The sequence below is a fragment of the Escherichia sp. E1V33 genome (assembly GCF_004211955.1).
Taxonomy (GTDB): Bacteria; Pseudomonadota; Gammaproteobacteria; order Enterobacterales; family Enterobacteriaceae; genus Escherichia.
The window spans coordinates 186,313-213,202 of sequence record NZ_RHJI01000001.1 but is presented as its reverse complement, the minus strand read 5'-3'; the positions used below and the strand labels follow the sequence as shown (position 1 = coordinate 213,202).

At 52.1% G+C, this 26,890-nt stretch carries 30 protein-coding genes; 11 read left to right on the top strand and 19 right to left on the bottom strand.

All coding sequences use genetic code 11. The features are described from left to right. From D9742_RS00970 to fkpA, 9 genes are all read right to left on the bottom strand, one after another. Positions 1-390 (bottom strand): GTP-binding protein (locus D9742_RS00970; protein ID WP_001754732.1); only part of this gene is annotated, 390 nt, incomplete at its 3' end. 70 nt (positions 391-460) lie between these two features. Beyond that, positions 461-2,575, bottom strand: a complete 2,115-nt coding sequence (fusA, locus tag D9742_RS00965; RefSeq protein ID WP_000124703.1) for an elongation factor G — start codon at positions 2,573-2,575, stop codon at positions 461-463. A 96-nt stretch (positions 2,576-2,671) separates the two neighbouring features. Beyond that, positions 2,672-3,142 carry a 30S ribosomal protein S7 gene (gene rpsG / locus D9742_RS00960; protein WP_001138043.1) on the bottom strand — a complete coding sequence of 157 codons (471 nt, stop codon included), beginning with the start codon at positions 3,140-3,142 and terminating at the stop codon, positions 2,672-2,674. A 96-nt stretch (positions 3,143-3,238) separates the two neighbouring features. Further along, entirely contained in the window at positions 3,239-3,613 is a 375-nt protein-coding gene (gene rpsL, locus D9742_RS00955; protein WP_000246815.1) for a 30S ribosomal protein S12, read from the bottom strand. A gap of 125 nt (positions 3,614-3,738) precedes the next feature. Then, the gene (tusB, locus tag D9742_RS00950) at positions 3,739-4,026 is read right to left on the bottom strand and encodes a sulfurtransferase complex subunit TusB (protein WP_130235696.1); all 288 of its coding nucleotides are present in this window, start codon (positions 4,024-4,026) and stop codon (positions 3,739-3,741) included. Between the two features lie 7 nt (positions 4,027-4,033). After that, positions 4,034-4,393, bottom strand: a complete 360-nt coding sequence (gene tusC, locus D9742_RS00945) for a sulfurtransferase complex subunit TusC (RefSeq protein ID WP_130235695.1) — start codon at positions 4,391-4,393, stop codon at positions 4,034-4,036. Beyond that, positions 4,393-4,779: a sulfurtransferase complex subunit TusD gene (gene tusD, locus D9742_RS00940; protein WP_130235694.1), complete on the bottom strand. Its 387-nt coding sequence runs from the start codon at positions 4,777-4,779 to the stop codon at positions 4,393-4,395. Before tusD ends, tusC begins: the two co-directional genes overlap by 1 nt. After that, positions 4,779-5,501 carry a transcriptional regulator gene (locus D9742_RS00935; protein ID WP_000091466.1) on the bottom strand — a complete coding sequence of 241 codons (723 nt, stop codon included), beginning with the start codon at positions 5,499-5,501 and terminating at the stop codon, positions 4,779-4,781. The genes tusD and D9742_RS00935 overlap by 1 nt, the downstream gene beginning before the upstream one ends. Positions 5,502-5,667: 166 nt before the next feature. After that, positions 5,668-6,480, bottom strand: a complete 813-nt coding sequence (gene fkpA / locus D9742_RS00930) for an FKBP-type peptidyl-prolyl cis-trans isomerase (protein ID WP_064527533.1) — start codon at positions 6,478-6,480, stop codon at positions 5,668-5,670. A gap of 220 nt (positions 6,481-6,700) precedes the next feature. Here fkpA and D9742_RS00925 point away from each other — a divergent pair, with 220 nt between their 5' ends. Beyond that, positions 6,701-6,919, top strand: coding sequence for a protein SlyX (locus D9742_RS00925; RefSeq protein ID WP_064527535.1), 219 nt, complete (start codon positions 6,701-6,703; stop codon positions 6,917-6,919). A gap of 48 nt (positions 6,920-6,967) precedes the next feature. Here the strand turns inward: D9742_RS00925 and slyD are convergent, their stop codons facing one another. The 4 genes from slyD to kefG form a co-directional block, all read right to left on the bottom strand. Further along, positions 6,968-7,558: a peptidylprolyl isomerase gene (slyD, locus tag D9742_RS00920; RefSeq protein ID WP_000861334.1), complete on the bottom strand. Its 591-nt coding sequence runs from the start codon at positions 7,556-7,558 to the stop codon at positions 6,968-6,970. A gap of 94 nt (positions 7,559-7,652) precedes the next feature. Further along, positions 7,653-7,853: a YheV family putative zinc ribbon protein gene (locus D9742_RS00915; protein WP_001007734.1), complete on the bottom strand. Its 201-nt coding sequence runs from the start codon at positions 7,851-7,853 to the stop codon at positions 7,653-7,655. 9 nt (positions 7,854-7,862) lie between these two features. Continuing rightward, positions 7,863-9,668, bottom strand: a complete 1,806-nt coding sequence (gene kefB / locus D9742_RS00910; RefSeq protein WP_130235693.1) for a glutathione-regulated potassium-efflux system protein KefB — start codon at positions 9,666-9,668, stop codon at positions 7,863-7,865. Next, positions 9,668-10,219, bottom strand: coding sequence for a glutathione-regulated potassium-efflux system ancillary protein KefG (kefG, locus tag D9742_RS00905; RefSeq protein WP_001297514.1), 552 nt, complete (start codon positions 10,217-10,219; stop codon positions 9,668-9,670). The genes kefB and kefG overlap by 1 nt, the downstream gene beginning before the upstream one ends. Before the next feature lie 130 nt (positions 10,220-10,349). On the opposite strand from kefG, the gene D9742_RS00900 reads away from it, so the two are divergent. The 4 genes from D9742_RS00900 to D9742_RS00885 are packed head-to-tail and all read left to right on the top strand — an operon-like array spanning position 10,350 to position 14,420. Further along, positions 10,350-12,263 (top strand): ABC transporter ATP-binding protein, encoded by a 1,914-nt coding sequence (locus D9742_RS00900; protein WP_130235692.1) that lies wholly within the window; start codon positions 10,350-10,352, stop codon positions 12,261-12,263. Continuing rightward, positions 12,263-13,285, top strand: coding sequence for a hydrolase (locus D9742_RS00895; RefSeq protein ID WP_130235691.1), 1,023 nt, complete (start codon positions 12,263-12,265; stop codon positions 13,283-13,285). Before D9742_RS00900 ends, D9742_RS00895 begins: the two co-directional genes overlap by 1 nt. Continuing rightward, positions 13,279-13,497 carry a YheU family protein gene (locus D9742_RS00890; protein WP_064527543.1) on the top strand — a complete coding sequence of 73 codons (219 nt, stop codon included), beginning with the start codon at positions 13,279-13,281 and terminating at the stop codon, positions 13,495-13,497. The genes D9742_RS00895 and D9742_RS00890 overlap by 7 nt, the downstream gene beginning before the upstream one ends. Before the next feature lie 53 nt (positions 13,498-13,550). Further along, entirely contained in the window at positions 13,551-14,420 is an 870-nt protein-coding gene (locus D9742_RS00885) for a phosphoribulokinase (protein ID WP_130235690.1), read from the top strand. A 54-nt stretch (positions 14,421-14,474) separates the two neighbouring features. On the opposite strand, the gene D9742_RS00880 is transcribed toward D9742_RS00885, so the two are convergent. Beyond that, the gene (locus D9742_RS00880) at positions 14,475-14,879 is read right to left on the bottom strand and encodes an OsmC family protein (RefSeq protein WP_001148908.1); all 405 of its coding nucleotides are present in this window, start codon (positions 14,877-14,879) and stop codon (positions 14,475-14,477) included. 301 nt (positions 14,880-15,180) lie between these two features. On the opposite strand from D9742_RS00880, the gene crp reads away from it, so the two are divergent. Further along, on the top strand, positions 15,181-15,813 hold the full coding sequence (gene crp, locus D9742_RS00875; RefSeq protein ID WP_000242755.1) for a cAMP-activated global transcriptional regulator CRP: 633 nt from the start codon (positions 15,181-15,183) through the stop codon (positions 15,811-15,813). 50 nt (positions 15,814-15,863) lie between these two features. Further along, positions 15,864-17,954, top strand: coding sequence for a YccS/YhfK family putative transporter (locus D9742_RS00870; protein WP_130235700.1), 2,091 nt, complete (start codon positions 15,864-15,866; stop codon positions 17,952-17,954). 92 nt (positions 17,955-18,046) lie between these two features. Here the strand turns inward: D9742_RS00870 and argD are convergent, their stop codons facing one another. The 5 genes from argD to ppiA form a co-directional block, all read right to left on the bottom strand. Next, the gene (argD, locus tag D9742_RS00865; RefSeq protein WP_130235689.1) at positions 18,047-19,267 is read right to left on the bottom strand and encodes a bifunctional acetylornithine/succinyldiaminopimelate transaminase; all 1,221 of its coding nucleotides are present in this window, start codon (positions 19,265-19,267) and stop codon (positions 18,047-18,049) included. A gap of 85 nt (positions 19,268-19,352) precedes the next feature. Next, positions 19,353-19,916 (bottom strand): aminodeoxychorismate synthase component 2, encoded by a 564-nt coding sequence (gene pabA, locus D9742_RS00860; RefSeq protein WP_130235688.1) that lies wholly within the window; start codon positions 19,914-19,916, stop codon positions 19,353-19,355. Between the two features lie 31 nt (positions 19,917-19,947). Continuing rightward, a complete protein-coding gene (locus D9742_RS00855; RefSeq protein WP_130235687.1) occupies positions 19,948-20,550 on the bottom strand; it encodes a putative adenosine monophosphate-protein transferase Fic in 603 nt (200 codons plus the stop codon). Next, entirely contained in the window at positions 20,540-20,707 is a 168-nt protein-coding gene (locus D9742_RS00850) for a YhfG family protein (protein ID WP_130235686.1), read from the bottom strand. The genes D9742_RS00855 and D9742_RS00850 overlap by 11 nt, the downstream gene beginning before the upstream one ends. Positions 20,708-20,811: 104 nt before the next feature. Continuing rightward, positions 20,812-21,384, bottom strand: coding sequence for a peptidylprolyl isomerase A (gene ppiA, locus D9742_RS00845; protein WP_064527557.1), 573 nt, complete (start codon positions 21,382-21,384; stop codon positions 20,812-20,814). A gap of 264 nt (positions 21,385-21,648) precedes the next feature. Here ppiA and tsgA point away from each other — a divergent pair, with 264 nt between their 5' ends. From tsgA to nirC, 4 genes are all read left to right on the top strand, one after another. After that, positions 21,649-22,830 (top strand): MFS transporter TsgA, encoded by a 1,182-nt coding sequence (tsgA, locus tag D9742_RS00840; protein ID WP_130235685.1) that lies wholly within the window; start codon positions 21,649-21,651, stop codon positions 22,828-22,830. 261 nt (positions 22,831-23,091) lie between these two features. Then, positions 23,092-25,635, top strand: a complete 2,544-nt coding sequence (nirB, locus tag D9742_RS00835; protein ID WP_000049213.1) for an NADPH-nitrite reductase large subunit — start codon at positions 23,092-23,094, stop codon at positions 25,633-25,635. Further along, positions 25,632-25,958: a nitrite reductase small subunit NirD gene (gene nirD / locus D9742_RS00830; protein ID WP_000084764.1), complete on the top strand. Its 327-nt coding sequence runs from the start codon at positions 25,632-25,634 to the stop codon at positions 25,956-25,958. Before nirB ends, nirD begins: the two co-directional genes overlap by 4 nt. A 125-nt stretch (positions 25,959-26,083) precedes the next feature. Then, the gene (nirC, locus tag D9742_RS00825; protein WP_000493563.1) at positions 26,084-26,890 is read left to right on the top strand and encodes a nitrite transporter NirC; all 807 of its coding nucleotides are present in this window, start codon (positions 26,084-26,086) and stop codon (positions 26,888-26,890) included.

Below are 26,890 nucleotides of genomic sequence, written 5' to 3'. Positions count from 1 at the left end.
GTACGGAACGCCTACCTGACGGCCCAGCAGGATGTGCTCACGAGTCTGCGGCATCGGGCCGTCAGTCGCAGCAACTACCAGGATCGCGCCGTCCATCTGAGCAGCACCAGTGATCATGTTTTTAACATAGTCGGCGTGCCCCGGGCAGTCTACGTGCGCGTAGTGACGGGTCGGGGTGTCGTATTCAACGTGAGAAGTGTTGATGGTGATACCACGAGCTTTTTCTTCCGGCGCGTTATCGATCTGGTCGAATGCACGAGCAGCACCGCCGTAGGTTTTAGCCAGTACGGTGGTGATTGCAGCGGTCAGAGTAGTTTTACCGTGGTCAACGTGGCCGATAGTACCAACGTTAACGTGCGGTTTTGTACGTTCAAATTTTTCTTTAGACACGGCTATATTCCTTACTATAGTGCTCTCCCCTTCAGGAGAGAGCACGGGACTTTGGTATTAACCCTTAGGCTTATTTACCACGGGCTTCAATTACGGCCTGAGCAACGTTACTCGGCGCTTCATCATACTTCAGGAATTCCATAGTGTATGATGCACGACCTTTGGTCAGAGAACGCAGCTGAGTTGCGTATCCGAACATTTCAGACAGCGGTACTTCAGCGTGGATCTTAACGCCAGTAACTTCAGATTCCTGACCTTTGAGCATACCACGACGACGGCTCAAGTCACCGATAACGTCACCGGTGTTCTCTTCTGGAGTTTCTACTTCAACCTTCATGATCGGCTCAAGCAGAACTGGTTTCGCTTTCTTAAAGCCTTCTTTAAAGGCGATAGAAGCAGCCAGTTTAAACGCCAGTTCAGAGGAGTCAACGTCATGGTAAGAACCGAAGTGCAGACGAATACCCATGTCTACTACCGGGTAGCCTGCCAGCGGACCTGCTTTCAGCTGTTCCTGGATACCTTTATCAACGGCCGGGATGTATTCGCCAGGGATTACACCACCTTTAATGTCGTTGATGAACTCGTAGCCTTTCGGGTTTGAACCCGGCTCCAGCGGGTACATGTCGATAACAACATGACCATACTGACCACGACCACCAGACTGTTTCGCGTGTTTACCTTCAACATCGGTAACTTTCTGGCGGATAGTTTCACGGTAAGCAACCTGCGGTTTACCTACGTTCGCTTCAACGTTGAATTCACGCTTCATACGGTCAACGATGATGTCGAGGTGCAGTTCGCCCATACCCGCGATGATGGTCTGGTTAGATTCTTCGTCAGTCCATACACGGAAAGACGGGTCTTCTTTAGCCAGACGGCCCAGAGCCAGACCCATTTTTTCCTGGTCAGCTTTGGTTTTCGGTTCTACTGCGATGGAGATTACCGGCTCAGGGAATTCCATACGTTCCAGAATGATCGGCGCATCCGGGTCACACAGGGTGTCACCAGTGGTTACGTCTTTCAGACCGATTGCAGCAGCGATGTCGCCCGCGCGAACTTCTTTGATCTCTTCACGTTTGTTAGCGTGCATCTGAACGATACGACCGAAACGCTCACGTGCAGCTTTCACGGAGTTCAGTACGGTATCACCAGAGTTAACCACACCGGAGTAAACACGGAAGAAGGTCAGGTTACCAACAAACGGGTCGGTAGCGATTTTGAACGCCAGAGCAGAGAACGGCTCGTCATCACTTGCGTGACGTTCAGCCGGAGTATCTTTACCGTCGTCCAGGATACCGTTGATCGCAGGTACGTCAACCGGGGATGGCAGGTAATCAATTACCGCATCCAGCATCGCCTGAACACCTTTGTTCTTGAACGCAGAACCACAGGTTACCAGGATGATTTCGTTGTTCAGAACGCGCTGACGCAGAGCACCTTTAATCTCTTCTTCAGTCAGTTCTTCACCACCCAGGTATTTTTCCATCAGCTCTTCAGAAGCTTCAGCTGCGGATTCGATCAGGTTCTGGTGCCATTCGTTAGCCAGTTCAACCATGTCTGCCGGGATATCTTCGTATTCGAAGGTTACGCCCTGGTCAGCGTCGTTCCAGTTGATAGCTTTCATTTTCACCAGGTCAACAACACCGGTGAAATGTTCTTCAGCACCAATCGCCAGCTGCAGCGGAACCGGGTTCGCGCCCAGACGGGTTTTGATCTGGTTAACAACTTTCAGGAAGTTCGCACCCATGCGGTCCATTTTGTTAACGAACGCAATGCGCGGAACTTTATATTTGTTTGCCTGACGCCATACGGTTTCAGACTGCGGCTGAACACCACCAACTGCGCAGTAAACCATTACCGCACCATCGAGAACACGCATGGAACGTTCTACTTCGATTGTGAAGTCAACGTGCCCCGGGGTGTCGATGATGTTGATGCGATGCGGCTCATACTGCTTAGCCATACCAGACCAGAATGCAGTAGTCGCAGCGGAAGTGATGGTAATACCACGTTCCTGCTCCTGCTCCATCCAGTCCATGGTTGCAGCGCCGTCATGAACTTCACCGATTTTATGGTTTACACCGGTGTAGAACAGAATACGTTCGGTAGTAGTGGTTTTACCGGCGTCGATGTGCGCACTGATACCGATGTTACGGTAGCGTGCGATGGGTGTTGTACGAGCCATTTGTTTCCTCGTTTATCTTTTAGGCGTTCAATTTAAGTAGCCCAAAGCGGGCTGCTTACTGGAAGCGCCCGCCTGGTGACTAAAACTCCGAAGGGATTACCAACGGTAGTGTGCGAACGCCTTGTTGGCTTCGGCCATACGGTGAACGTCTTCACGTTTCTTAACTGCAGTACCTTTGTTTTCTGCAGCATCAGAAAGTTCGTTCGCCAGGCGCAGAGCCATGGATTTATCACCGCGTTTACGAGCAGCTTCAACGATCCAACGCATTGCCAGAGCATTACGACGAACCGGACGGACTTCAACTGGTACCTGATAAGTAGAACCACCAACGCGGCGAGACTTAACTTCTACAGTCGGGCGCACGTTTTCGAGAGCTACTTCGAATGCTTCCAGTTCAGATTTACCAGAACGCTGAGCCAGGGTCTCCAGCGCGCTGTATACGATAGATTCGGCAGTAGATTTTTTACCATCTACCATCAGGATATTTACAAATTTAGCCAGCAGTTCTGATCCGAACTTCGGATCCGGCAGAATTTTACGCTGACCAATGACGCGACGACGTGGCATGGAAATACTCCGTTGTTAATTCAGGATTGTCCAAAACTCTACGAGTTTAGTTTGACATTTAAGTTAAAACGTTTGGCCTTACTTAACGGAGAACCATTAAGCCTTAGGACGCTTCACGCCATACTTGGAACGAGCCTGCTTACGGTCTTTAACGCCGGAGCAGTCAAGCGCACCACGTACGGTGTGGTAACGAACACCCGGGAGGTCTTTAACACGACCGCCACGGATCAGGATCACGGAGTGCTCCTGCAGGTTGTGACCTTCACCACCGATGTAGGAAGTCACTTCGAAACCGTTAGTCAGACGAACACGGCATACTTTACGCAGCGCGGAGTTCGGTTTTTTAGGGGTGGTAGTATATACACGAGTACATACGCCACGTTTTTGCGGGCATGCTTCCAGCGCAGGCACGTTGCTTTTCGCAACTTTGCGAGCACGTGGTTTGCGTACCAGCTGGTTAACTGTTGCCATTAAATAGCTCCTGGTTTTAGCTTTTGCTTCGTAAACACGTAATAAAACGTCCTCACACAATATGAGGACGCCGAATTTTAGGGCGGTGTCGAAAAGGTGTCAAGAAATATACAACGTTCCCGCCGTCACCAGGCCATCTGGCTGGTGTGCTTTACCGTAAGTCTGACGAAATCAGTATAGTCAATTGGGATGATATTGTTCGAAATTTGACCAACCAAACCGCGGGCAATGAGGTCTTCGTTCAGGGCATAGACCTTAATGGGGGCATTACGCAGACTTTCAAGGTAGCGGTTGCCGTCAACTGCGGCAGTTACGCCATCCTGCAATAACAGTAGTTCGTCGCCCTCACTGAGCAGACGCAGCAGCGCAGGAAAATCTGTCAGCCAGGGTGAGCGATGTAATGTGTGCAGCATGTACGCCTCAAAATCTCAAAATAACATCGTAGTTGCCGAGTTCGCTGCGTAAGGCTTCTGCTTCAAGCGGCGTGGCTTCGACAACAAATGGTGTCTGCGGATATAACCCGCGTTCGCGCAGAGAAGCCGCACAAACCCAACACTGTTCAATATCATACAGACCCAGCAGTTTAAAAGTGGCGATATAATCACGTGCCAGCACAGCATCGGGCTTTTGTCCTGGCAGGAGCTGAAAAACGCCATCGGCTATAAAGAAGACGGCGAGATCGTCAGTTAAAGCGGAAGTTGCGAGTAAAGCATCTAATCCCTCGCGGCCAGCCGCGGTGCCATGAGGCGCAGTAGAAAAAACAAACGCAATTCGTTTCATCAGAACTGTACCACCCTGTCACAGGTCAGCGAGGCTTCCGCCAGAGCGCCAAGTCCACTTAAGGTAAATCCCGGCTGAAGGTTTGACGAGGCTAGCCCCAATCTTCCAGCTTCAGTTTCATCGACGATACCGCGGCGTAACGCTGCCGCCACGCAGATATTCAGTGCCACACCATGTTGCGCACTCAGTTGTTGCCAGGCACGTACGAGGTCAAATTCGTCACTTGCCGGAGAAGTTAACTGGTTAGCGTTATAGACCCCTTCCCGGTAGAAAAAGACGCTACTCAACTCATGGCCTTCTGCTATCAGCGCCTGTGCAAACTGAAAAGCACTACTCGCCTGTTGCGTACCGTATGCTGGCCCGGTCACCACGATGGCAAAACGCATTACTTATCTTGCCCCTGGAAATCACCGCTCTTGAACTGACGGATATAGAGATAAACAGTATGTTTGGAGATGTTGAGGCGATCAGCAACCTGGTTGATGGCATCTTTGATATCGAAAATGCCTTTCTCGTAGAGATTCAACACGATTTGACGATTTTTGGCGTTATTAGAAACATTACGATCGGCGTTCACTTCTTCAATGGTGAACTCCAGTGTTTGGGTAACCAGATCTTCAACCGAAGACGCAAAGTTGACACTTGAACCGACGTCCGGGGTTTCTGGCGGCACAAAGGTGCTCATAATCTGCGAGAATGGCACATCAAGATTCATATTGATGCACAGCAGACCAATCACTCGCTGTTCACGGTTACGAATAGCAATCGTGAGCGACTTCATTAATACGCCGCTTTTGGCGCGAGTAAAGTAGCATTTAGAAACGCTGCTATCCGCTCCCGTCATGTCGTGCAGCATACGCAGTGCCAGATCGGTAATTGGCGAGCCAATCTTCCGGCCTGTATGTTCGCCGTTGGCAATACGAATGGCTGAACATTTTAAATCCTGCAAAGAGTGCAAAACGATTTCACAGTGGGAACCAATGAGCATCGCTAACCCGTCCACCACCGCTTCGTAGGATTTCAGAATATCAAAATCGGTCTGGTCGAAAGGACGTTGATCCAGTAAATCCAACTCACTGGTTTCGTTGGTTAAAAGCGACCTGGACATGAAAAAAAACACTCCTTTTCAGGAGCCTGTCGTTAACTTTTCAGGGCAGGCTCATTAATGATGCGGGTAATTAAATTAATACAGCGGAGGTTCCGCTTTCCAGCACTAATTATATCCGGCCTGCAATAAAAAAACCGCCGCCTGGTCAGGCGGCGGTTTTTAATGCTTATTTTTTAGCAGAATCTGCTGCTTTAGCATCTGCTTCTGGCTTCGTATCAGCCTTCGGCGCTGGTTTCACGTCCAGCAGTTCTACGTCAAATACCAGGGTAGAATTCGGTGGGATCCCAGGAACGCCCGCTTTGCCGTAAGCCAGCTCTGGTGGAATAACCAGTTTGATCTTACCGCCTTTCTTGATGTTCTTCAGACCTTCAGTCCAGCCAGGGATCACGCCGTCAAGACGGAACGAGAGCGGTTCACCACGGGTGTAAGAGTTATCGAACTCTTTACCGTCGATCAGCGTACCTTTGTAGTTCACTACAACAGTATCGCTGTCTTTCGGTGATTCGCCTTTACCGGCTTCTACTACCTGATAAACCAGGCCAGTTGAAGAGGTTTTCACACCCTTCTCTTTGGCAAATTTCTCGCGATACTCTTTACCTTTTACTTCGTTATCAGCAGCATCTTTTTCCATCTTCGCCTGAGCGGAGGACTTCACGCGTGCTTCAAACGCTTGCAGAGTCTGTTCGATCTCTTGATCGGAGAGTTTGCTCTTATCAGCAAATGCATCCTGAACACCCGCGATTAGCTGATCTTTATCCAGTTTGATGCCCAGCTTTTCTTGTTCTTTCAGAGAATTGTCCATGTAACGACCGAGCGAAGCACCCAGCGCGTAAGCTGATTTCTGATCGTCATTTTTGAACGCTGCTTTGCTGTCAGCAGTTGCAGTTGGTTTCGCCGCTTCGGCAGCAAAAGTGATTGGTGCATGCAGGGCAACGGCCATTGTGGTCGCCAGCAGCGTTACTTTAAACAGTGATTTCATCCATATCTCCAGGATCGGGGCATCTCACCCCTGGGTTAACTATTATCAGAAGGGTACTATAAAACGTTGTCGAACAAATCTACATACAGATACGCCCTATTATCATCTATTTTCAGACTCTTTTTGTTTAAATTAGTTTCGATGACTGCGAAATGAGTGCTGTCTCGGGCAGCAAAGTTAAGTAGAATCCGCGGCGACCATTCGACAAAAGAGGTGAATCATGCAGGATTTAACATTGGAAGCACGCCTGGCAGAACTGGAGAGTCGACTGGCTTTTCAGGAAATCACCATTGAAGAACTGAACGTCACGGTGACCGCTCATGAAATGGAGATGGCGAAACTGCGCGATCATCTGCGTCTGCTGACCGAGAAGTTAAAAGCCAGCCAGCCGTCGAACATCGCGTCGCAGGCTGAAGAAACACCGCCGCCGCATTATTGAGGCAAAAAAAAGCGGGGAATTCCCCGCTTTTTTGTCATCTTTTCGGTATTAGTGGCAACCACAACCGCCGTTGCCTTTACCACCACAGCAGCCTTCGCCACCGTGTTCATGACCGTGATCGTGGCCATGACCGCCGCAGCAACCGTCGTGGTCGTGATCGTGGTGATGATCGTGCGCGCCGTGAACGTGACCATGAGCCAGTTCTTCTTCGGTCGCTTCGCGAATCGCCACAACTTCAACGTTGAATTTCAGGTTCTGGCCAGCCAGCATGTGGTTTCCGTCAACCACTACGTGATCGTCTTCAACCGCAGTAATTTCAACTGGTACTGGACCCTGGTCGGTTTCAGCAAGGAAGCGCATACCTACCTGCAGTTCATCAACGCCCATAAATACGTCTTTAGGAACGCGCTGCACCAGGTTTTCGTCGTACTGACCGTAAGCGTCGTTCGCGCCAACAGCGACATCAAATTTGTCGCCAACTTCATGACCTTCCAGCGCTGTTTCCAGGCCAGAGATCAGGGAACCGTGACCATGCAGGTAGTCCAGCGGCGCACTCACCGGAGACTCATCAACCAACACACCGTCTTCTGTACGTACCTGATAGGCCAGGCTGACCACCAGGTCTTTTGCTACTTTCATGATATCTCCTGAGCATGGGAAGAATAGTGGCGCAGATTGTAGCGGAATTCTGCAGCCGTGTACTCACTAGCTTAAAAAAACTCGAAGCATATCGCTAGTCCGGATGAAAAATCCCGATCACTTGCTCATCTTTGCGAACGTGATCGCGGGCTTCTTTATCGACTTCACGCATCTGGTGTCCGCACTTAACACATTCAACAATATCAATATTATTTTCGCGCCACATCGCCATGGAATCTTGCGCCTGACAGGCCGGGCATTTTGCGCCCGCAATAAAACGTTTTCGGATTGCCATCTTTACCCTCTACTCAAATTCATCCCAGCCATCCAGCTGGCGTCGTTCTTGTTGCATCTCACGCTGGAAAATCTCTTCCAGTTCGCGTCGGGCTTCCCTGGCGCGAGAAATTTGTACGGTATCGGTATGCATCGGGATTAACTCCCGCAGCATCCGCATATCCAGACGGCGAAAATGCAGTTGCGCCCGCTGCGCCTGATGCGGATGCATGCCAAGCGTGACCAGCGTTTTGCGCCCCAGCTCTAACGCGCTGGAGAATGTCTCACGGGAAAACTGCGTCACCCCTGCCTGTAATAACTCATGCGCTTCCACACGTCCGCGCGCTCGCGCAAGAATATGCAAATGCGGGAAGTGTTGCTGGCAAATCTCCACCAGCTTCATGGTGTCTTCCGGCTCGTTACAGGTGATGACGATAGACTCTGCGGCCTCGGCACCTGCAGAGCGCAACAGGTCAACTTGCGTGGCATCACCGTAATAAACTTTGTAGCCATATTTACGCATCAGGTTAACGGCGCTGATATCCCGCTCCAGCACGGTAATACGCATTTTATTCGCCATCAGCAAACGACCAATCACCTGTCCAAAACGTCCGAAGCCCACGACAATGACCTGTGGTTTATCATCGTTGACCCACGGTTTTTCATCCTCTTCTTCCGGACCGTTGAACTGGCGGGATAGCCACTTATCTACCAGTTTCATCAGCAGCGGCGTGGTCATCATGGAAAGCGTGACCGTCACCAGCAACAGCGCCATCTGGTCGCCCTGAAACAACCGTTGCGAAGAAGCCGTAGAAAAGAGGACAAAGGCAAACTCGCCGCCCTGACTCAACACGCCAGCAAACTGCATCCGCTCGGAGCTACGCACGCCATACAGCCGCGCCAGCAGATACAGCACGAGAATTTTCACCGCCACCAACACAATAACGCTTAACACCACCCACAGCAGATGGGTATAAAGCACCCCGAGGTTGAGCGACATTCCAACCGAGATAAAAAATAGCCCGAGCAGCAACCCCTTAAACGGGTCGATAGCTGTTTCCAGTTCGTGGCGATATTCGCTTTCTGCCAGCAACACGCCCGCAATAAACGTACCAAGCGCCATCGACAACCCCAGCGCATCCATAAATAACGCGGAACCCAGCACCAGCAGTAACGTCGCGGCGGTGAACACTTCTCGCACACCAGAAGCTGCAATAAAACGGAATACCGGACGCAGTAAATAGCGTCCACCAATCAACATGCCGACAAACGCCAGCACCTTCATACCGACTTTCATCCAGTCGAAATGTTCGTCTGCCGATCCCGCCAGCAGCGGCACTAATGCCAGCGCCGGGATCACCGCCAGATCCTGAAACAGTAACACCGAGAAGCCTAACTGCCCGGATTCGCTGCGATTCATCCCTTTTTCGCGCATCAGTTGCAGTGCCATTGCGGTTGAGGACATCGCCAGACCAATGCCCCCCACCACTGCAGCCTGCCAGGCGAAATCGGTCAGCATCAATAATCCTGCCAGCAACGCCGCACTTAACAGCACCTGCGCCGCGCCTACACCAAAAATCGAGCGTCGCAATTGCCAAAGCTTGGAAGGATTCAACTCAAGGCCGATGATAAACATCAGAAATACCACGCCGAGTTCCGAAAAGTGGAGGATCTCATCGACGTCGCTAATAAACCCCAGCCCCCACGGGCCAATCGCAATTCCTGCCAGCAGATATCCCAACACAGCCCCAATGCCCAGCCGCGATGCCAATGGCACCGCAGCCACCGCCGCGAAGAGAAACAGCACTCCCGCCAGTAAAAAATCGGAACCTTCCATCAGCGGCCTCCTGGAGACAGCGGATTTGCCAGCCAGTCACCGTAGGCTCTGGCGTGGCTCGCCAGCTCCTGTGCGCTTTGCCGTCTCGCCCAGTAAATAATGATGGGACTTAACCAATGCATCCGGCACATGCCCGCCGCCAGTTCAAAGGGGCGCAGAACATCGCTCATCGGGTAGCGATTCAACGCGTCATAACGGTAAGCACTTTCCGGCTCGCCGGTGGTGATCACACTCCGCCAGTACTTTCCCGCCAGTTGGTTTCCTCCCGGCCCGCTGGCAAAACCACGGCTTAATACCCGATCCAGCCACTCTTTCAGTAGCGCCGGGCAGCTATAGGTATAAAGAGGATGCTGAAAGACAATCACCTCGTGCTCACGCAGTAATGCCTGCTCACGGGGGATATCAATAAAAAAATCAGGATAGTGCGCGTAAAGGTCGTGCACGGTAACATTGCTGAGCTGCGTGGCCGGTTTAAGCAGTACCCGGTTTGCCACCGAGTCCTGAGATTCCGGATGGGCATACAGCAGCAAAACTTTCGCTGGCTGAGACATCATCCCCCTCCCGGTATGGTTTTTGTGTATAGTCGCTGTTTTGGGCTACCATTGCGCCCGGTGCGGCAGCTCGCCCATACATTACATTATCATAATGATAAGTTAACATAGTCTGAACATACGGCGCCTTATGATTGTTTTCTCCTCGTTACAAATTCGTCGCGGCGTGCGCGTCCTGCTGGATAATGCCACCGCCACCATCAACCCCGGGCAGAAAGTCGGCCTGGTGGGTAAAAACGGCTGTGGTAAATCTACCCTGCTGGCATTGCTGAAAAATGAAATCAGCGCCGACGGCGGCAGCTACACCTTTCCGGGAAGCTGGCAACTAGAGTGGGTGAATCAGGAAACGCCGGCGCTACCGCAAGCGGCGCTGGAATATGTCATTGACGGCGACCGTGAATATCGTCAACTGGAAGCGCAGCTACACGACGCCAACGAACGTAACGACGGGCACGCCATCGCCACCATTCATGGCAAGCTGGATGCTATTGACGCATGGAGTATTCGCTCCCGTGCCGCCAGCCTGCTGCACGGCCTCGGTTTCAGCAATGAACAACTGGAGCGCCCGGTGAGTGATTTCTCCGGTGGCTGGCGTATGCGTCTTAACCTCGCCCAGGCGCTGATTTGCCGTTCAGACTTACTGCTGCTCGACGAACCGACTAACCACCTCGATCTCGATGCCGTTATCTGGCTGGAAAAATGGCTGAAGAGCTATCAGGGCACGCTGATCCTGATCTCTCACGACCGCGACTTCCTCGATCCGATCGTTGATAAAATTATTCATATCGAACAACAAAGCATGTTCGAGTACACCGGCAACTACAGCTCGTTTGAAGTGCAGCGCGCCACCCGTCTGGCGCAGCAACAGGCGATGTACGAAAGCCAGCAAGAGCGTGTGGCGCATCTGCAAAGTTATATCGACCGTTTCCGTGCCAAAGCCACCAAAGCGAAGCAGGCCCAGAGCCGCATTAAGATGCTCGAGCGTATGGAGCTGATTGCCCCCGCGCACGTCGACAACCCGTTCCGCTTTAGCTTCCGCGCGCCGGAAAGCCTGCCAAATCCGTTACTGAAGATGGAAAAAGTCAGCGCGGGCTATGGCGATCGCATTATTCTCGACTCGATTAAACTGAACCTGGTCCCCGGCTCGCGCATTGGTCTGCTAGGCCGCAACGGCGCAGGTAAATCGACATTAATCAAACTGTTAGCCGGTGAACTTGCGCCAGTCAGCGGTGAAATTGGTCTGGCGAAAGGGATCAAGCTCGGCTACTTCGCCCAGCATCAACTTGAATACTTGCGCGCCGACGAATCGCCTATTCAACATCTGGCACGTTTAGCGCCGCAGGAGCTGGAGCAAAAACTGCGTGACTACCTCGGCGGCTTTGGTTTCCAGGGCGATAAAGTAACCGAAGAAACGCGCCGCTTCTCCGGTGGGGAAAAAGCACGCCTGGTGCTGGCATTAATCGTCTGGCAGCGTCCGAATCTGCTGCTGCTCGACGAACCGACCAACCACCTTGACCTCGACATGCGTCAGGCACTCACCGAAGCATTAATCGAGTTTGAAGGCGCGCTGGTTGTCGTTTCGCACGACCGTCATTTGCTGCGTTCCACCACTGACGATCTCTACCTGGTTCACGATCGTAAAGTCGAACCGTTCGACGGCGATCTGGAAGATTATCAACAGTGGTTGAGCGACGTACAAAAGCAGGAAAACCAGACCGACGAAGCGCCAAAAGAGAACGCGAACAGCGCCCAGGCACGTAAAGATCAGAAGCGCCGGGAAGCGGAGCTGCGTGCGCAAACCCAGCCACTGCGTAAAGAGATTGCCCGTCTGGAAAAAGAGATGGAGAAGCTGAACGCTCAACTGGCGCAGGCAGAAGAGAAACTCGGCGACAGCGAACTGTATGACCAGAGCCGTAAAGCGGAGCTGACCGCCTGCCTGCAACAGCAAGCCAGCGCCAAATCCGGCCTGGAAGAGTGCGAAATGGCGTGGCTGGAAGCTCAGGAGCAGCTTGAGCAGATGCTGCTGGAAGGCCAAAGCAACTGATGGCGCAGATAACGACGACCGATGCCAATGAATTCAGCAGCAGTGCTGAATTCACCCCTATGCGCGGCTTTAGCAATTGCCATCTACAAACCATGCTGCCGCGTCTGTTTCGTCGTCAGGTGAAATTCACCCCGCACTGGCGGCGGCTAGAGTTGCCCGACGGTGATTTTGTCGATCTCGCGTGGAGTGAAGATCCCACACAAGCGCAGCATAAACCGCGTCTGGTGGTGTTTCATGGTCTGGAGGGCAGTCTGAATAGCCCTTATGCCCACGGTCTGGTTGATGCAGCGCAAAAGCGCGGTTGGCTGGGGGTGGTGATGCATTTTCGCGGATGCAGCGGTGAACCAAACCGTATGCACCGCATTTACCATTCGGGCGAAACCGAAGATGCCAGTTGGTTTTTACGCTGGCTGCAACGCGAGTTTGGTCATGCGCCAACGGCTGCCGTCGGCTATTCGCTCGGCGGTAATATGCTGGCTTGCCTGCTGGCCAAAGAAGGTAATGATGTCCCGATTGATGCGGCGGTGATTGTCTCCGCGCCATTTGTGCTGGAAGCCTGTAGTTACCATATGGAAAAGGGCTTTTCCCGCGTTTATCAGCGTTACTTGCTGAACCTGTTAAAAGCCAATGCCGCGCGCAAACTGGCAGCCTACCCCGGAACACTGCCGATTAATCTCGCGCAGTTAAAATCGGTACGTCGCATCCGCGAATTTGACGATCTAATCACCGCCAGAATTCACGGCTACGCCGATGCTATCGACTATTATCGTCAGTGTAGCGCCATGCCGATGCTCAATCGGATCGCCAAACCGACGCTGATTATTCACGCCAAAGACGATCCGTTTATGGATCACCAGGTGATCCCGAAACCGGAAAATCTTCCCCCGCAAGTAGAGTATCAACTGACCGAACATGGGGGCCATGTTGGCTTTATTGGCGGTACATTACTTCACCCGCAAATGTGGCTGGAGTCACGCATTCCTGACTGGTTAACAACGTATCTGGAGGCGAAATCATGTTGATTCCCTGGCAAGACATCTCCCCTGAAACGCTGGAAAATTTAATTGAAAGCTTTGTGTTACGTGAAGGCACCGATTATGGTGAACAAGAGCGTACGCTTGAACAGAAAGTCGCCGACGTCAAACGCCAGCTACAGTGCGGAGAAGCGGTGCTGGTATGGTCAGAGCTGCACGAAACGGTCAATATCATGCCGCGCAGTCAGTTTCGCGAATAACCTGCAACCGTCGGCGGACGAGATAATAATGATAGCCAAGTCATGGAGTTACTATGTCTGCCAAACATCCGGTCATTGCGGTAACAGGATCCAGCGGCGCGGGGACCACCACCACCAGCCTCGCGTTTCGTAAAATATTCGCGCAGTTAAATCTGCAAGCAGCCGAGGTGGAAGGCGACAGTTTTCACCGCTACACCCGCCCGGAAATGGATATGGCGATCCGCAAGGCGCGCGATGCCGGGCGGCATATTAGCTACTTCGGCCCCGAGGCCAACGACTTCGGCCTGCTGGAACAGACCTTTATTGAATACGGCCAGAGCGGCAAAGGGAAATCTCGCAAATATCTGCATACCTACGACGAAGCCGTACCGTGGAATCAGGTGCCGGGCACATTCACCCCGTGGCAGGCGCTACCGGAACCCACCGATGTGCTGTTTTATGAAGGTTTGCACGGCGGCGTGGTCACACCACAACATAACGTCGCGCAGCGTGTGGATTTACTGGTTGGCGTAGTGCCTATCGTTAACCTGGAGTGGATTCAAAAACTAATCCGCGACACCAGCGAACGCGGGCACTCACGAGAAGCGGTGATGGACTCGGTAGTGCGTTCAATGGAAGACTATATCAACTACATCACACCGCAGTTTTCCCGCACCCATATTAACTTCCAGCGCGTCCCCACCGTTGACACCTCAAACCCGTTCGCGGCGAAAGGCATCCCATCGCTGGACGAGAGCTTTGTGGTGATTCACTTTCGTAATCTGGAAGGGATCGATTTCCCCTGGCTACTGGCGATGCTGCAAGGCTCGTTCATTTCCCACATCAATACATTAGTGGTGCCGGGCGGCAAAATGGGGCTGGCAATGGAATTAATTATGCTGCCGCTGGTACAGCGATTGATGGAAGGGAAGAAAATCGAGTAACTCTGCTATTACGCCGGATAAAATACTATCCGGCGTCACTACGGGGTAGTTAAATCACGCGGCAACCACTTCATACGAGTGAGTAATATTCACGGCTTTTTCCAGCATCAGCGCCACTGAACAATATTTCTCGGCAGAGAGATCAACCGCACGCGCAACCGCTGCGTCCTTCAGGTCGCGACCAGTGACGATAAAATGCAAATTGATATGAGTAAACAGGCGCGGTGCCTCTTCGCGGCGTTCAGATGTCAGTTTTACTTCACAATCAACGACATCCTGACGCCCTTTTTGCAGGATAGAAACCACATCAATGGCGCTACAGCCCCCCGCCGCCATCAGCACCATTTCCATCGGGCTTGGCGCTTTATCGCCAGAGTTACCATCCATTAAAATCTGGTGACCAGAGGCGGATTCGCCCAAAAAAGTTAACCCTTCAACCCACTTCACACGCGCTTGCATAATCGGAACTCCATTGCGTCAATTTTCCTGACAGAGTACGCGTACTGACCAATTCGCGCAACGGAAGGCGACCTGGGTCATGCTGAAGCGAGACACCAGGAGACACAAAGCGAAAGCTATGCTAAAACAGTCAGGATGCTACAGTAATACATTGATGTACTGCATGTATGTAAAGGACGTCACATTACCGTGCAGTTCAGTTGATAGCCCCTTCCCAGGTAGCGGGAAGCACATTTCGGCAATCCAGAGACAGCGCCGTTTTCTGGCTCTGGAGAAAGCTTATAACAGAGGATAACCGCGCATGGTGCTTGGCAAACCGCAAACAGACCCGACTCTCGAATGGTTCTTGTCTCATTGCCACATTCATAAGTATCCATCCAAGAGCACGCTTATTCACCAGGGTGAAAAAGCGGAAACGCTGTACTACATCGTTAAAGGCTCTGTGGCAGTGCTGATCAAAGACGAGGAGGGTAAAGAAATGATCCTCTCCTATCTGAATCAGGGTGATTTTATTGGCGAATTGGGCCTGTTTGAAGAAGGCCAGGAACGTAGCGCATGGGTACGTGCAAAAACCGCCTGTGAAGTAGCTGAAATTTCCTACAAAAAATTTCGTCAATTAATTCAGGTGAACCCGGATATTCTGATGCGTCTCTCCGCGCAGATGGCGCGTCGTCTGCAAGTCACTTCAGAGAAAGTGGGCAACCTCGCGTTCCTCGACGTGACAGGTCGCATCGCGCAGACGCTGCTGAATCTGGCGAAACAACCCGATGCAATGACTCACCCGGACGGTATGCAAATTAAAATTACCCGTCAGGAAATTGGTCAAATTGTCGGCTGTTCTCGTGAAACCGTGGGGCGCATTCTGAAGATGCTCGAAGATCAGAACTTGATCTCCGCACACGGGAAAACCATCGTCGTTTACGGCACCCGTTAATCCCATCGGAGTGGCGCGTTACCAGGTAGCGCGCCATTTTGTTTAAACCGATGTGGCGCAGACTGATTTATCATCCTGATATCAACTATGCACTACGACAAACACTGGTGCTATGTTTGCCCGTGGCCGTTGGTCTGTTGTTTGGCGAATTAAGACTCGGCCTGCTGTTTTCACTCGTCCCTGCCTGTTGCAACATTGCGGGGCTTGATACCCCCCATAAACGTTTTTTTAAACGCTTGATTATTGGCGCGTCACTGTTTGCTACCTGTAGCTTACTGACACAGCTGCTGTTGGAAAAAGATATCCCCCTGCCCTTTCTGCTGACCGGGTTAACGCTGGTACTTGGCGTCACTGCCGAGCTTGGGCCATTACACGCCAAATTGCTTCCTGCATCGCTGCTAGCTGCCATTTTTACCCTCAGTCTGGCGGGATATATGCCGGTATGGGAGCCACTGCTCATTTATGCGTTAGGCACACTCTGGTACGGGCTGTTTAACTGGTTTTGGTTCTGGATCTGGCGCGAACAACCCCTACGCGAGTCACTAAGTCTGCTCTACCGTGAACTGGCTGATTATTGTGAAATCAAATACAGTCTGCTTACCCAGCACACCGACCCTGAAAAAGCGCTGCCTCCGCTGCTGGTACGCCAGCAAAAAGCGGTCGATTTAATTACCCAGTGCTATCAGCAAATGCACATGCTTTCCGCGCAAAATAATACCGATTACAAGCGGATGTTGCGCATTTTCCAGGAAGCACTGGATTTACAGGAACACATTTCGGTCAGTTTGCATCAACCTGAAGAGGTGCAAAAGCTGGTCGAGCGTAGCCATGCGGAAGAAGTTATCCGCTGGAATGCGCAAACGATCGCCGCTCGCCTGCGCGTGCTGGCTGATGACATTCTTTACCATCGCCTACCTACGCGTTTTACGATGGAGAAGCAAATTGGCGCACTGGAGAAAATCGCCCGCCAGCATCCGGATAACCCCGTGGGGCAATTCTGCTACTGGCACTTCAGCCGCATCGCTCGTGTGCTGCGCACCCAGAAACCGCTCTATACCCGCGATCTGCTGGCGGATAAACAACGGCGGATGCCATTACTTCCGGCGTTAAAAAGTTATCTTTCATTGAAATCTCCGGCACTGCGCAATGCCGGGCGACTCAGCGTGATGTTAAGCGTCGCCAGTTTGATGGGGACCGCGCTACATCTGCCGAAGTCGTATTGGATCCTGATGACGGTGTTGCTGGTGACACAAAACGGTTACGGCGCGACCCGTCTGAGGATCGTGAATCGATCCGTGGGAACCGTGGTCGGGTTAATCATTGCGGGCGTGGCGCTGCACTTTAAAATTCCCGAAGGTTACACCCTGACGCTGATGCTGTTTACCACCCTCGCCAGCTACCTGATATTGCGCAAAAACTACGGCTGGGCAACGGTCGGCTTTACCATAACTGCGGTGTATACCCTGCAACTGTTGTGGCTGAACGGCGAGCAATACATCATTCCGCGTCTTATCGATACCATTATTGGTTGTTTAATTGCCTTCGGCGGCACGGTATGGCTGTGGCCGCAGTGGCAGAGTGGTTTATTGCGTAAAAACGCCCATGATGCTTTAGAAACCTACCAGGAAGCGATTCGTCTGATCCTGAGTAAAGATCCGCAACCAACGCCACTGGCCTGGCAGCGAATGCGGGTGAATCAGGCACATAACACTCTGTATAACTCATTAAATCAGGCGATGCAGGAACCGGCGTTTAACAGCCATTATCTGGCAGATATGAAACTGTGGGTAACGCATAGTCAGTTTATTGTTGAACATATTAATGCCATGACCACGCTGGCGCGAGAACACCGGACATTACCACCGGAGCTGGCGCAAGAGTATTTGCAGTCTTGTGAAATCGCCATTCAACGCTGTCAACAGCGGCTGGAATATGACGAGCCGGGCGGGTCTGGTGACGCCAATATCATAGACTCGCCAGAGATGTTACCGCACGATGGCGCGGCGGGTACCCTGGAACAGCATTTACAGCGGGTTATTGGTCATCTGAACACCATGCACACCATTTCATCGATGGCGTGGCGGCAGCGCCCCCACCACGGTATTTGGCTGAGTCGCAAGTTGCGGGATTCGAAGGCGTAATATATTCAATGCCTGGGGCAAAACGCAGGTCGGATAAGGCATTCACGCCGTATCCGACATCCTTTGTCTGATGCGACGCTGACGCGTCTTATTTATGCCCCGACCACTTTCGCCACCGCGTTAGCAAAACGTTGCATCCCTTCATCGATATCCGCATCTTCCACCACCAGCGACGGTGCAAAACGCATCACATCCGGTCCGGCATTCAGCACCATTACGCCAGCCTCTGCGCCCGCATACAGGAAATCACGCGCCCGACCTTTGTACTGTGGTTTCAGCTCCGCGCCAATTAACAGCCCCATACCGCGAATATCGCTAAACACATCGTACTGCTGATCGATCTTCTGCAAATGGTCAACAAAACGCTGGCGTTTCGCCTGAATGCCTTCCAGCACTTCAGGGGTATTAATGATATCAAATGCCGCGCCCGCTACTGCACAGGCCAGAGGATTACCGCCGTAGGTGGAACCGTGAGAACCAGGATGAAACGCAGAAGCAATTTCCGCCGTGGTCAGCATGGCGCTAATCGGGAAGCCGCCGCCTAACGCTTTCGCAGAAGTCAGAATATCCGGCGTCACACCGTAGTGCATGTAAGCAAACAAATCGCCGGTCCGCCCCATCCCGCACTGCACTTCATCAAACACCAATAATGCCTGATGCTGATCGCACAGCTCACGCAAGCCCTGCAAAAACCCTGGCGTCGCGGCCGTCACACCGCCCTCGCCCTGAATCGGCTCAACCACCACCGCACAGGTATGGTCATCCATCACCGCTTTCACTGCGTGAAGATCGTTAAAAGGAACGTGGATAATGTCGGCCGGTTTTGGTCCAAAGCCGTCGGAATATTTCGGCTGTCCGCCCACGGAAACGGTAAACAGAGAGCGGCCATGAAAAGCGTTATGGAAGGCGATAATTTTGGTTTTGAATGGGCTATGACGCACGCAGGCGTAGTGACGCGCCAGTTTAAAGGCGGTTTCGTTGGCTTCCGTACCAGAGTTCATAAACACCACGCGTTCGGCAAACGTCGCCTCAATCAGTTTGCGCCCAAGACGCAGCGCCGGTTCATTGGTGAAAACATTGCTGATATGCCACAGGGTTTCGCCCTGGATTTTTAACGCTTCCACCAGCGCCGGATGGCAATGGCCTAACGCCGTTACCGCAATCCCACCCGCGAAATCGACATACTCTTTGCCTTGCTGATCCCAGACTCGGCTGCCCTGACCTTTTACCGGAATAAACTCTGCCGGTGCATAAATCGGCAGGATCACTTCATCGAAAGTCGCGCGTGTAATTGCTGCTTGTTCAGTTGCCATCTCATGATCACCCTGTTACGCATAAATCAATGTGAAATTATAATCACAAAATATGCATAAAAAATCACTAGATAGCAACCAGAAATCAGCGATGCAGGAAATTCGCCAGCAGTTGATGCCCCTGCTCGCTGAGAATGCTTTCCGGATGGAACTGCACACCTTCCAGATCCCACTGGCGATGGCGAATCCCCATAATCTCCCCAGTTTCGCTCCAGGCCGTCACTTCAAAGCACTCCGGTAATGAGTCAGGTTCCACCACCAGCGAATGGTAGCGCGTCACAGTAAGTGGATTTGCCAGCTCCCGAAATACGCCCTGGCCGTTATGCGTAATCGGTGAGGTTTTACCATGCATGACCTTTGCGGCGCGTACGACTTTACCGCCAAATGCCTGCGCCATCGCCTGATGGCCGAGGCAGACGCCAAGAATTGGCAAGCGCCCGGCGTAGTGGCGAATAACGTCAAGGGAGATCCCGGCTTCATCTGGCGTACAGGGTCCGGGCGAGATGACTATTTTCTGTGGATTAAGGCCGTCGATATCCGCCAGTGTCAGCGTATCGTTGCGCTTAACCAGCACATCGGCCCCCAGTTCACAAAAGTACTGGTAGAGGTTCCAGGTGAAAGAATCGTAGTTATCAATAAGCAGGATCATGGCGGCTCCGGTACGAAAGAACCGCGCTATTTTACTCAGATTCCCCGGCTTCGCTTACCACTTTGCTAAATATCGTCTGCAGAGCCGTAAGGTCGCCCATTGCCCCATTCTGATTCGCCTGATTCCAGGCCTCTTCATCAATACCTTGCCAGTTCAGTTGATAGCCGGCATGAATCGCCAGTTGCTCGAAGAAGATCCGTTGTGCCAGGCCGCTTCCCGCACGGAATGGATGCAGGACGTTGATTTCACAATAGTAGTGCGCCAGTCGCTCGACAAACTTCGCTTTCTCAAGGCCAACCAGATAACCTTCTTCCTCCAAATCCTGCATCAGGGCATTGCCCTCTTTTTCGATATAGGCAAAGTGGCAGAACGGCGTATCGCCCTGATAAATATCGACTTCGCGCAGTTGCCCCGCCCAGTCGAAAATATCCTGATACAGCTGGCGGTGAATAGCACGCAAATGCGGTAAACCGCGCACCAGCGGACCCAGCTCAATGGTCGCGGCACGCAGCGCCGTCATTTCGTAGGCTGCCTGCTCAAGCCGCTGCTGCTGGTGAATATTCAGTCGATTACGCATGATATCAAGGCCAGGATAGAGATACGGGTCGCGCCCTTCGCCGAATTTAGCGCTCATAATGCCCCCTCAACTCTTCAATGCGTGCTAAAGCCTCTGCGGCAGTAAGAGTGACTAATGGCATCTCGACGCCTTCAAGGCGGCGGCTGGCCTGGAAATTACGATTACGCTGAAGCTCCCAGAGACGGGACTTTTGCTTATCGGTGAGTTTCTTCACTTGATGCCTCCCTGAACGTGTCCGTTTGCCACAAGTATAAGCGGCAAATCCAGGTTACGCCGGGAGAGCAGAGGCGCGGACAAGATTGCCCGCGCGAGAAATCATTACGGCAGGACTTTAGCGGAAAGGATAACTACCGGTTTTGACGGCACATTCTGGTACGGGCCAACGTCATGGGTCGGCACCTGGGAAATCTTGTCAGCAACATCCATACCTTTCACCACTTTCCCAAATACGGCGTAACCGAAATCACGCTGACCGTGGTCGAGGAAGGCGTTATCGGCAACGTTGATAAAGAACTGACTGGTGGCGCTGTCTTTGTCGGCAGTACGCGCCATCGCGATAGTGCCACGGGTGTTACGCAGACCGTTATCAGCCTCATTTTTGATCGGCGGATTCGGTTTTTTCTGCTGCATCTGCTCGGTAAATCCACCGCCCTGAATCATAAAGCCCGGGATCACCCGGTGAAAAGTGGTGTTGTTATAAAAACCGCTGTTCACATAATCGACGAAATTTTGCACTGAGACTGGCGCTTTCTGGCTATCCAGCTCCAGTTCGATATTACCAGCAGAGGTTGTTAACAATACGTGCGGATCCCCTTTCGCTGCCATTGCTTCAGGTGAGAGAGCAGAAAGAGCGAAAACAGCTACAACCGCTGCCAGGGTCGATTTGAACATGAGATTTCCTTAACAGTGCAGAAAAAAAGCAAGTGGAGAGATTCTAAATAGCCTTCAATGACAAGGCCATTCCTTTACCTAATTTTACGTACTTGAAATATATGTAACCTGATGATCACTTTTATTTCGTGATCAAAATCACTTTAAATATTGTAAATTAGCAACCGTTTGCAATTAAATATTTAATCAGATCACAAAATCACCTAAAATCGCCCGCTCGCAGCATATCTACTATGCCATTTTATCTTTAAACGCAGGCCAATCATGACTAACAGCAATCGCATCAAGCTCACATGGATTAGCTTTCTTTCCTACGCACTGACAGGTGCATTGGTTATTGTCACCGGGATGGTGATGGGGAATATCGCCGATTATTTCAATCTGCCCGTTTCCAGTATGAGTAATACCTTCACCTTCCTCAATGCCGGCATTCTAATCTCAATCTTCCTCAACGCCTGGCTGATGGAAATCGTCCCGTTGAAAACGCAGTTACGTTTTGGCTTTCTCCTGATGGTGCTGGCGGTTGCTGGTTTGATGTTCAGTCATAGCCTTGCGCTATTCTCGGCGGCGATGTTCATCCTTGGAGTAGTCAGCGGCATCACTATGTCGATTGGTACGTTCCTGATAACGCAAATCTATGAAGGACGTCAGCGCGGTTCCCGTCTACTGTTTACCGACTCCTTCTTCAGCATGGCCGGGATGATTTTCCCGATGATTGCCGCGTATCTGCTGGCACGCAGCATTGAGTGGTACTGGGTTTATGCCTGCATCGGGCTGGTGTACGTCGCTATCTTTATTCTGACCTTCGGCTGTGAGTTCCCGTCACTGGGTAAACATGCGCCAAAAACTGACGCTCCGGTAGCGAAAGAAAAATGGGGGATCGGCGTGCTGTTTCTCTCCATTGCGGCACTGTGCTACATCCTCGGTCAGTTAGGTTTTATCTCCTGGGTGCCGGAGTATGCCAAAGGTTTGGGCATGAGCCTGAACGATGCAGGTACGCTGGTAAGCAACTTCTGGATGTCGTACATGGTTGGCATGTGGGCATTCAGCTTTATTCTTCGCTTCTTTGATCTGCAACGCATTCTGACCGTACTGGCTGGTCTGGCTGCGATTCTGATGTATGTCTTTAACACCGGAACACCGGCACATATGGCGTGGTCAATTCTCGCCCTGGGCTTCTTCTCCAGCGCGATCTATACCACCATCATCACCCTGGGTTCACAGCAGACCAAAGTACCATCGCCAAAACTGGTTAACTTTGTCCTGACCTGCGGGACCATCGGCACCATGTTGACCTTTGTGGTTACCGGACCGATTGTTGAACATAGCGGTCCACAGGCAGCACTGCTCACTGCAAACGGTCTGTACGCTGTGGTATTCGTGATGTGCTTCCTGTTAGGTTTTGTCAGCCGTCACCGTCAGCACAACACCCTGACCTCTCATTAATTGCTCATGCCGGGCGCCGCTATCGTCGTCCGGCCTTTTCTTCTCTTCCCCCGCAACGTGCCTTCATCTCTATAAAACCTTTCATTTTGTGTGTTTTTTACACAAACATGAAATGTCAGACAATTCCGTGACTTAAGAAAATTTATACAAATCAGCAATATACCACTTAAGGAGTATATAAAGGTGAATTTGATTTACATCAATAAGCGGGGTTGCTGAATCGTTAAGGTAGGCGGTAATAAAAAAGAAATCGAGGCAAAAATGAGCAAAGTCAGACTCGCAATTATCGGTAACGGTATGGTCGGCCATCGCTTTATCGAAGATCTTCTTGATAAATCTGATGCGGCCAACTTTGATATTACCGTTTTCTGTGAAGAACCGCGCATCGCTTATGACCGCGTACACCTCTCGTCTTACTTCTCTCACCACACCGCCGAAGAGCTGTCGCTGGTGCGCGAAGGCTTTTACGAGAAACACGGCATCAAAGTTCTGGTCGGCGAACGCGCTATCACCATCAACCGCCAGGAGAAGGTGATCCACTCCAGCGCCGGGCGCACCGTTTTTTATGACAAGCTGATCATGGCGACCGGTTCCTACCCGTGGATCCCGCCAATCAAAGGTTCTGATACTCAGGACTGCTTTGTCTATCGCACCATTGAAGACCTCAACGCCATTGAATCCTGCGCACGTCGCAGCAAGCGCGGTGCCGTTGTTGGTGGCGGCCTGTTAGGTCTGGAAGCCGCTGGCGCGCTGAAAAACTTAGGTATTGAAACCCACGTTATCGAATTTGCCCCTATGCTGATGGCGGAACAGCTTGATCAGATGGGTGGCGAGCAGCTGCGTCGCAAAATCGAGAGCATGGGTGTGCGCGTTCACACCAGCAAAAACACCCTTGAGATTGTGCAGGAAGGTGTCGAAGCGCGTAAAACCATGCGTTTTGCCGACGGCAGCGAGCTGGAAGTTGACTTTATCGTCTTCTCTACCGGTATCCGTCCGCGCGATAAGCTGGCAACCCAGTGTGGTCTGGACGTAGCTCCGCGTGGGGGTATCGTCATTAATGATTCCTGCCAGACTTCCGATCCGGATATCTACGCCATCGGTGAATGCGCAAGCTGGAACAACCGTGTGTTTGGTCTCGTAGCTCCGGGCTACAAAATGGCGCAGGTCGCCGTTGACCACATTCTTGGCAGCGAAAACGCCTTTGAAGGTGCCGACCTTAGCGCCAAGCTGAAACTGCTGGGCGTAGACGTAGGCGGTATTGGCGATGCGCATGGTCGTACACCTGGCGCGCGTAGCTACGTTTACCTCGACGAAAGCAAAGAGATCTACAAACGCCTGATTGTCAGCGAAGACAACAAAACCCTGCTCGGTGCGGTACTGGTGGGCGATACCAGCGACTACGGCAACCTGCTGCAACTGGTGCTGAACGCTATCGAACTGCCGGAAAACCCGGATTCCCTGATCCTGCCAGCACACTCGGGTAGCGGTAAGCCGTCTATCGGTGTTGATAAACTGCCAGACAGTGCGCAAATCTGCTCCTGCTTCGACGTCACTAAAGGTGATCTGATTGCTGCTATCAACAAAGGCTGCCACACCGTTGCGGCGCTGAAAGCCGAAACCAAAGCGGGTACTGGCTGCGGTGGCTGTATCCCACTGGTAACGCAGGTACTGAACGCAGAACTGGCGAAACAGGGTATCGAAGTCAACAACAACCTGTGCGAACACTTTGCTTATTCGCGTCAGGAACTGTTCCATTTGATCCGCGTTGAAGGCATCAAAACCTTCGAAGAACTGCTGGCGAAACACGGCAAAGGCTACGGTTGTGAAGTTTGTAAACCGACCGTCGGTTCGCTGCTGGCCTCCTGCTGGAACGAATACATTCTGAAGCCGGAACATACTCCGCTGCAGGATTCTAACGACAACTTCCTCGCTAACATCCAGAAAGACGGCACCTACTCGGTGATCCCGCGTTCTCCGGGCGGTGAAATCACCCCGGAAGGGCTGATGGCAGTGGGTCGTATCGCGCGTGAATTTAATCTCTACACCAAAATCACTGGCTCCCAGCGCCTGGCGATGTTTGGTGCACAGAAAGACGATCTGCCGGAAATCTGGCGTCAGCTGATTGAAGCGGGCTTCGAAACCGGTCATGCCTATGCGAAAGCACTGCGTATGGCGAAAACCTGCGTGGGTAGCACCTGGTGCCGCTACGGTGTTGGCGACAGCGTCGGCCTTGGCGTGGAACTGGAAAACCGCTACAAAGGCATCCGTACGCCGCACAAAATGAAGTTCGGTGTCTCCGGCTGTACCCGTGAATGTTCAGAAGCCCAGGGTAAAGACGTGGGTATCATCGCCACCGAAAAAGGCTGGAACCTGTACGTTTGTGGTAACGGCGGCATGAAACCGCGTCATGCGGATCTGCTGGCGGCGGATATCGATCGCGAAACGCTGATCAAATATCTCGACCGCTTCATGATGTTCTACATCCGTACCGCCGACAAGCTGACGCGTACCGCACCGTGGTTAGAAAACCTCGAAGGCGGCATCGATTACCTGAAAGCAGTGATCATTGACGACAAACTGGGGCTGAACGCACATCTGGAAGAAGAGATGGCGCGCCTGCGTGAAGCGGTAGTGTGTGAGTGGACTGAAACGGTCAATACGCCGTCTGCGCAGACTCGCTTCAAACACTTCATCAACAGCGACAAGCGTGACCCGAACGTGCAGATGGTGCCAGAGCGCGAACAGCACCGTCCGGCAACGCCGTATGAACGTATCCCGGTAACTCTGGTGGAGGACAACGCATGAGCCAGTGGAAAGACATCTGCAAAATCGATGACATCCTGCCTGAAACCGGTGTCTGCGCGCTGTTAGGTGACGAGCAGGTAGCAATTTTCCGCCCGTATCACAGCGACCAGGTGTTTGCGATCAGCAACATCGATCCGTTCTTCGAATCCAGCGTGCTGTCACGCGGACTGATTGCGGAACACCAGGGCGAGCTGTGGGTCGCCAGCCCGCTGAAAAAACAGCGTTTTCGCTTAAGCGACGGATTGTGCATGGAAGACGAACAGTTTTCCGTCAAGCATTACGAAGCGCGAGTGAAAGACGGCGTGGTACAGCTACGCGGTTAATGTTTTAACGGGAGGCGCAATGCCTCCCCTTTTTGCATTGTCCTGTAATGACCTTCGGTATATTGCAGGACATTTTTTAAACTTTTTGTTTTATTTTTTGCTTTTATTTTTTAAAGGATAATCAAATGTTTACAGACACTATTAATAAGTGTGCGGCTAATGCTGCGCGCATTGCACGCCTGTCGGCAAATAACCCGCTCGGCTTTTGGGTCAGCTCCGCTATGGCGGGCGCGTATGTGGGTCTTGGGATCATCCTGATTTTCACGCTCGGTAATTTGCTCGATCCATCCGTACGCCCTCTGGTGATGGGCGCGACCTTTGGTATCGCTTTAACGCTGGTGATTATCGCCGGTTCTGAACTGTTCACCGGACACACCATGTTCCTCACCTTTGGGGTGAAAGCGGGCACCATCAGCCACGGGCAAATGTGGGCAATCCTGCCGCAAACCTGGCTGGGTAACCTGGTCGGTTCTGTCTTCGTTGCCATGCTCTATAGCTGGGGCGGCGGTAGCCTGCTGCCGGTAGATACCAGCATCGTTCACTCCGTCGCGCTGGCTAAAACCACCGCACCGGCAATGGTACTGTTCTTCAAAGGTGCATTGTGTAACTGGCTGGTTTGTCTGGCAATCTGGATGGCGCTGCGTACTGAAGGGGCGGCGAAATTTATCGCTATCTGGTGGTGTCTGCTGGCATTTATTGCATCCGGCTATGAGCACTCCATCGCTAACATGACGCTATTCGCGCTCTCCTGGTTCGGCAATCACAGCGAAGCCTACACGCTGGCGGGTATTGGTCATAACCTGCTGTGGGTGACGCTGGGTAATACTTTATCGGGCGCCGTATTCATGGGATTGGGTTATTGGTATGCTACGCCGAAAGCGAATCGTCCGGTTGCGGACAAATTTAATCAAACTGAAACGGCTGCCGGTTAA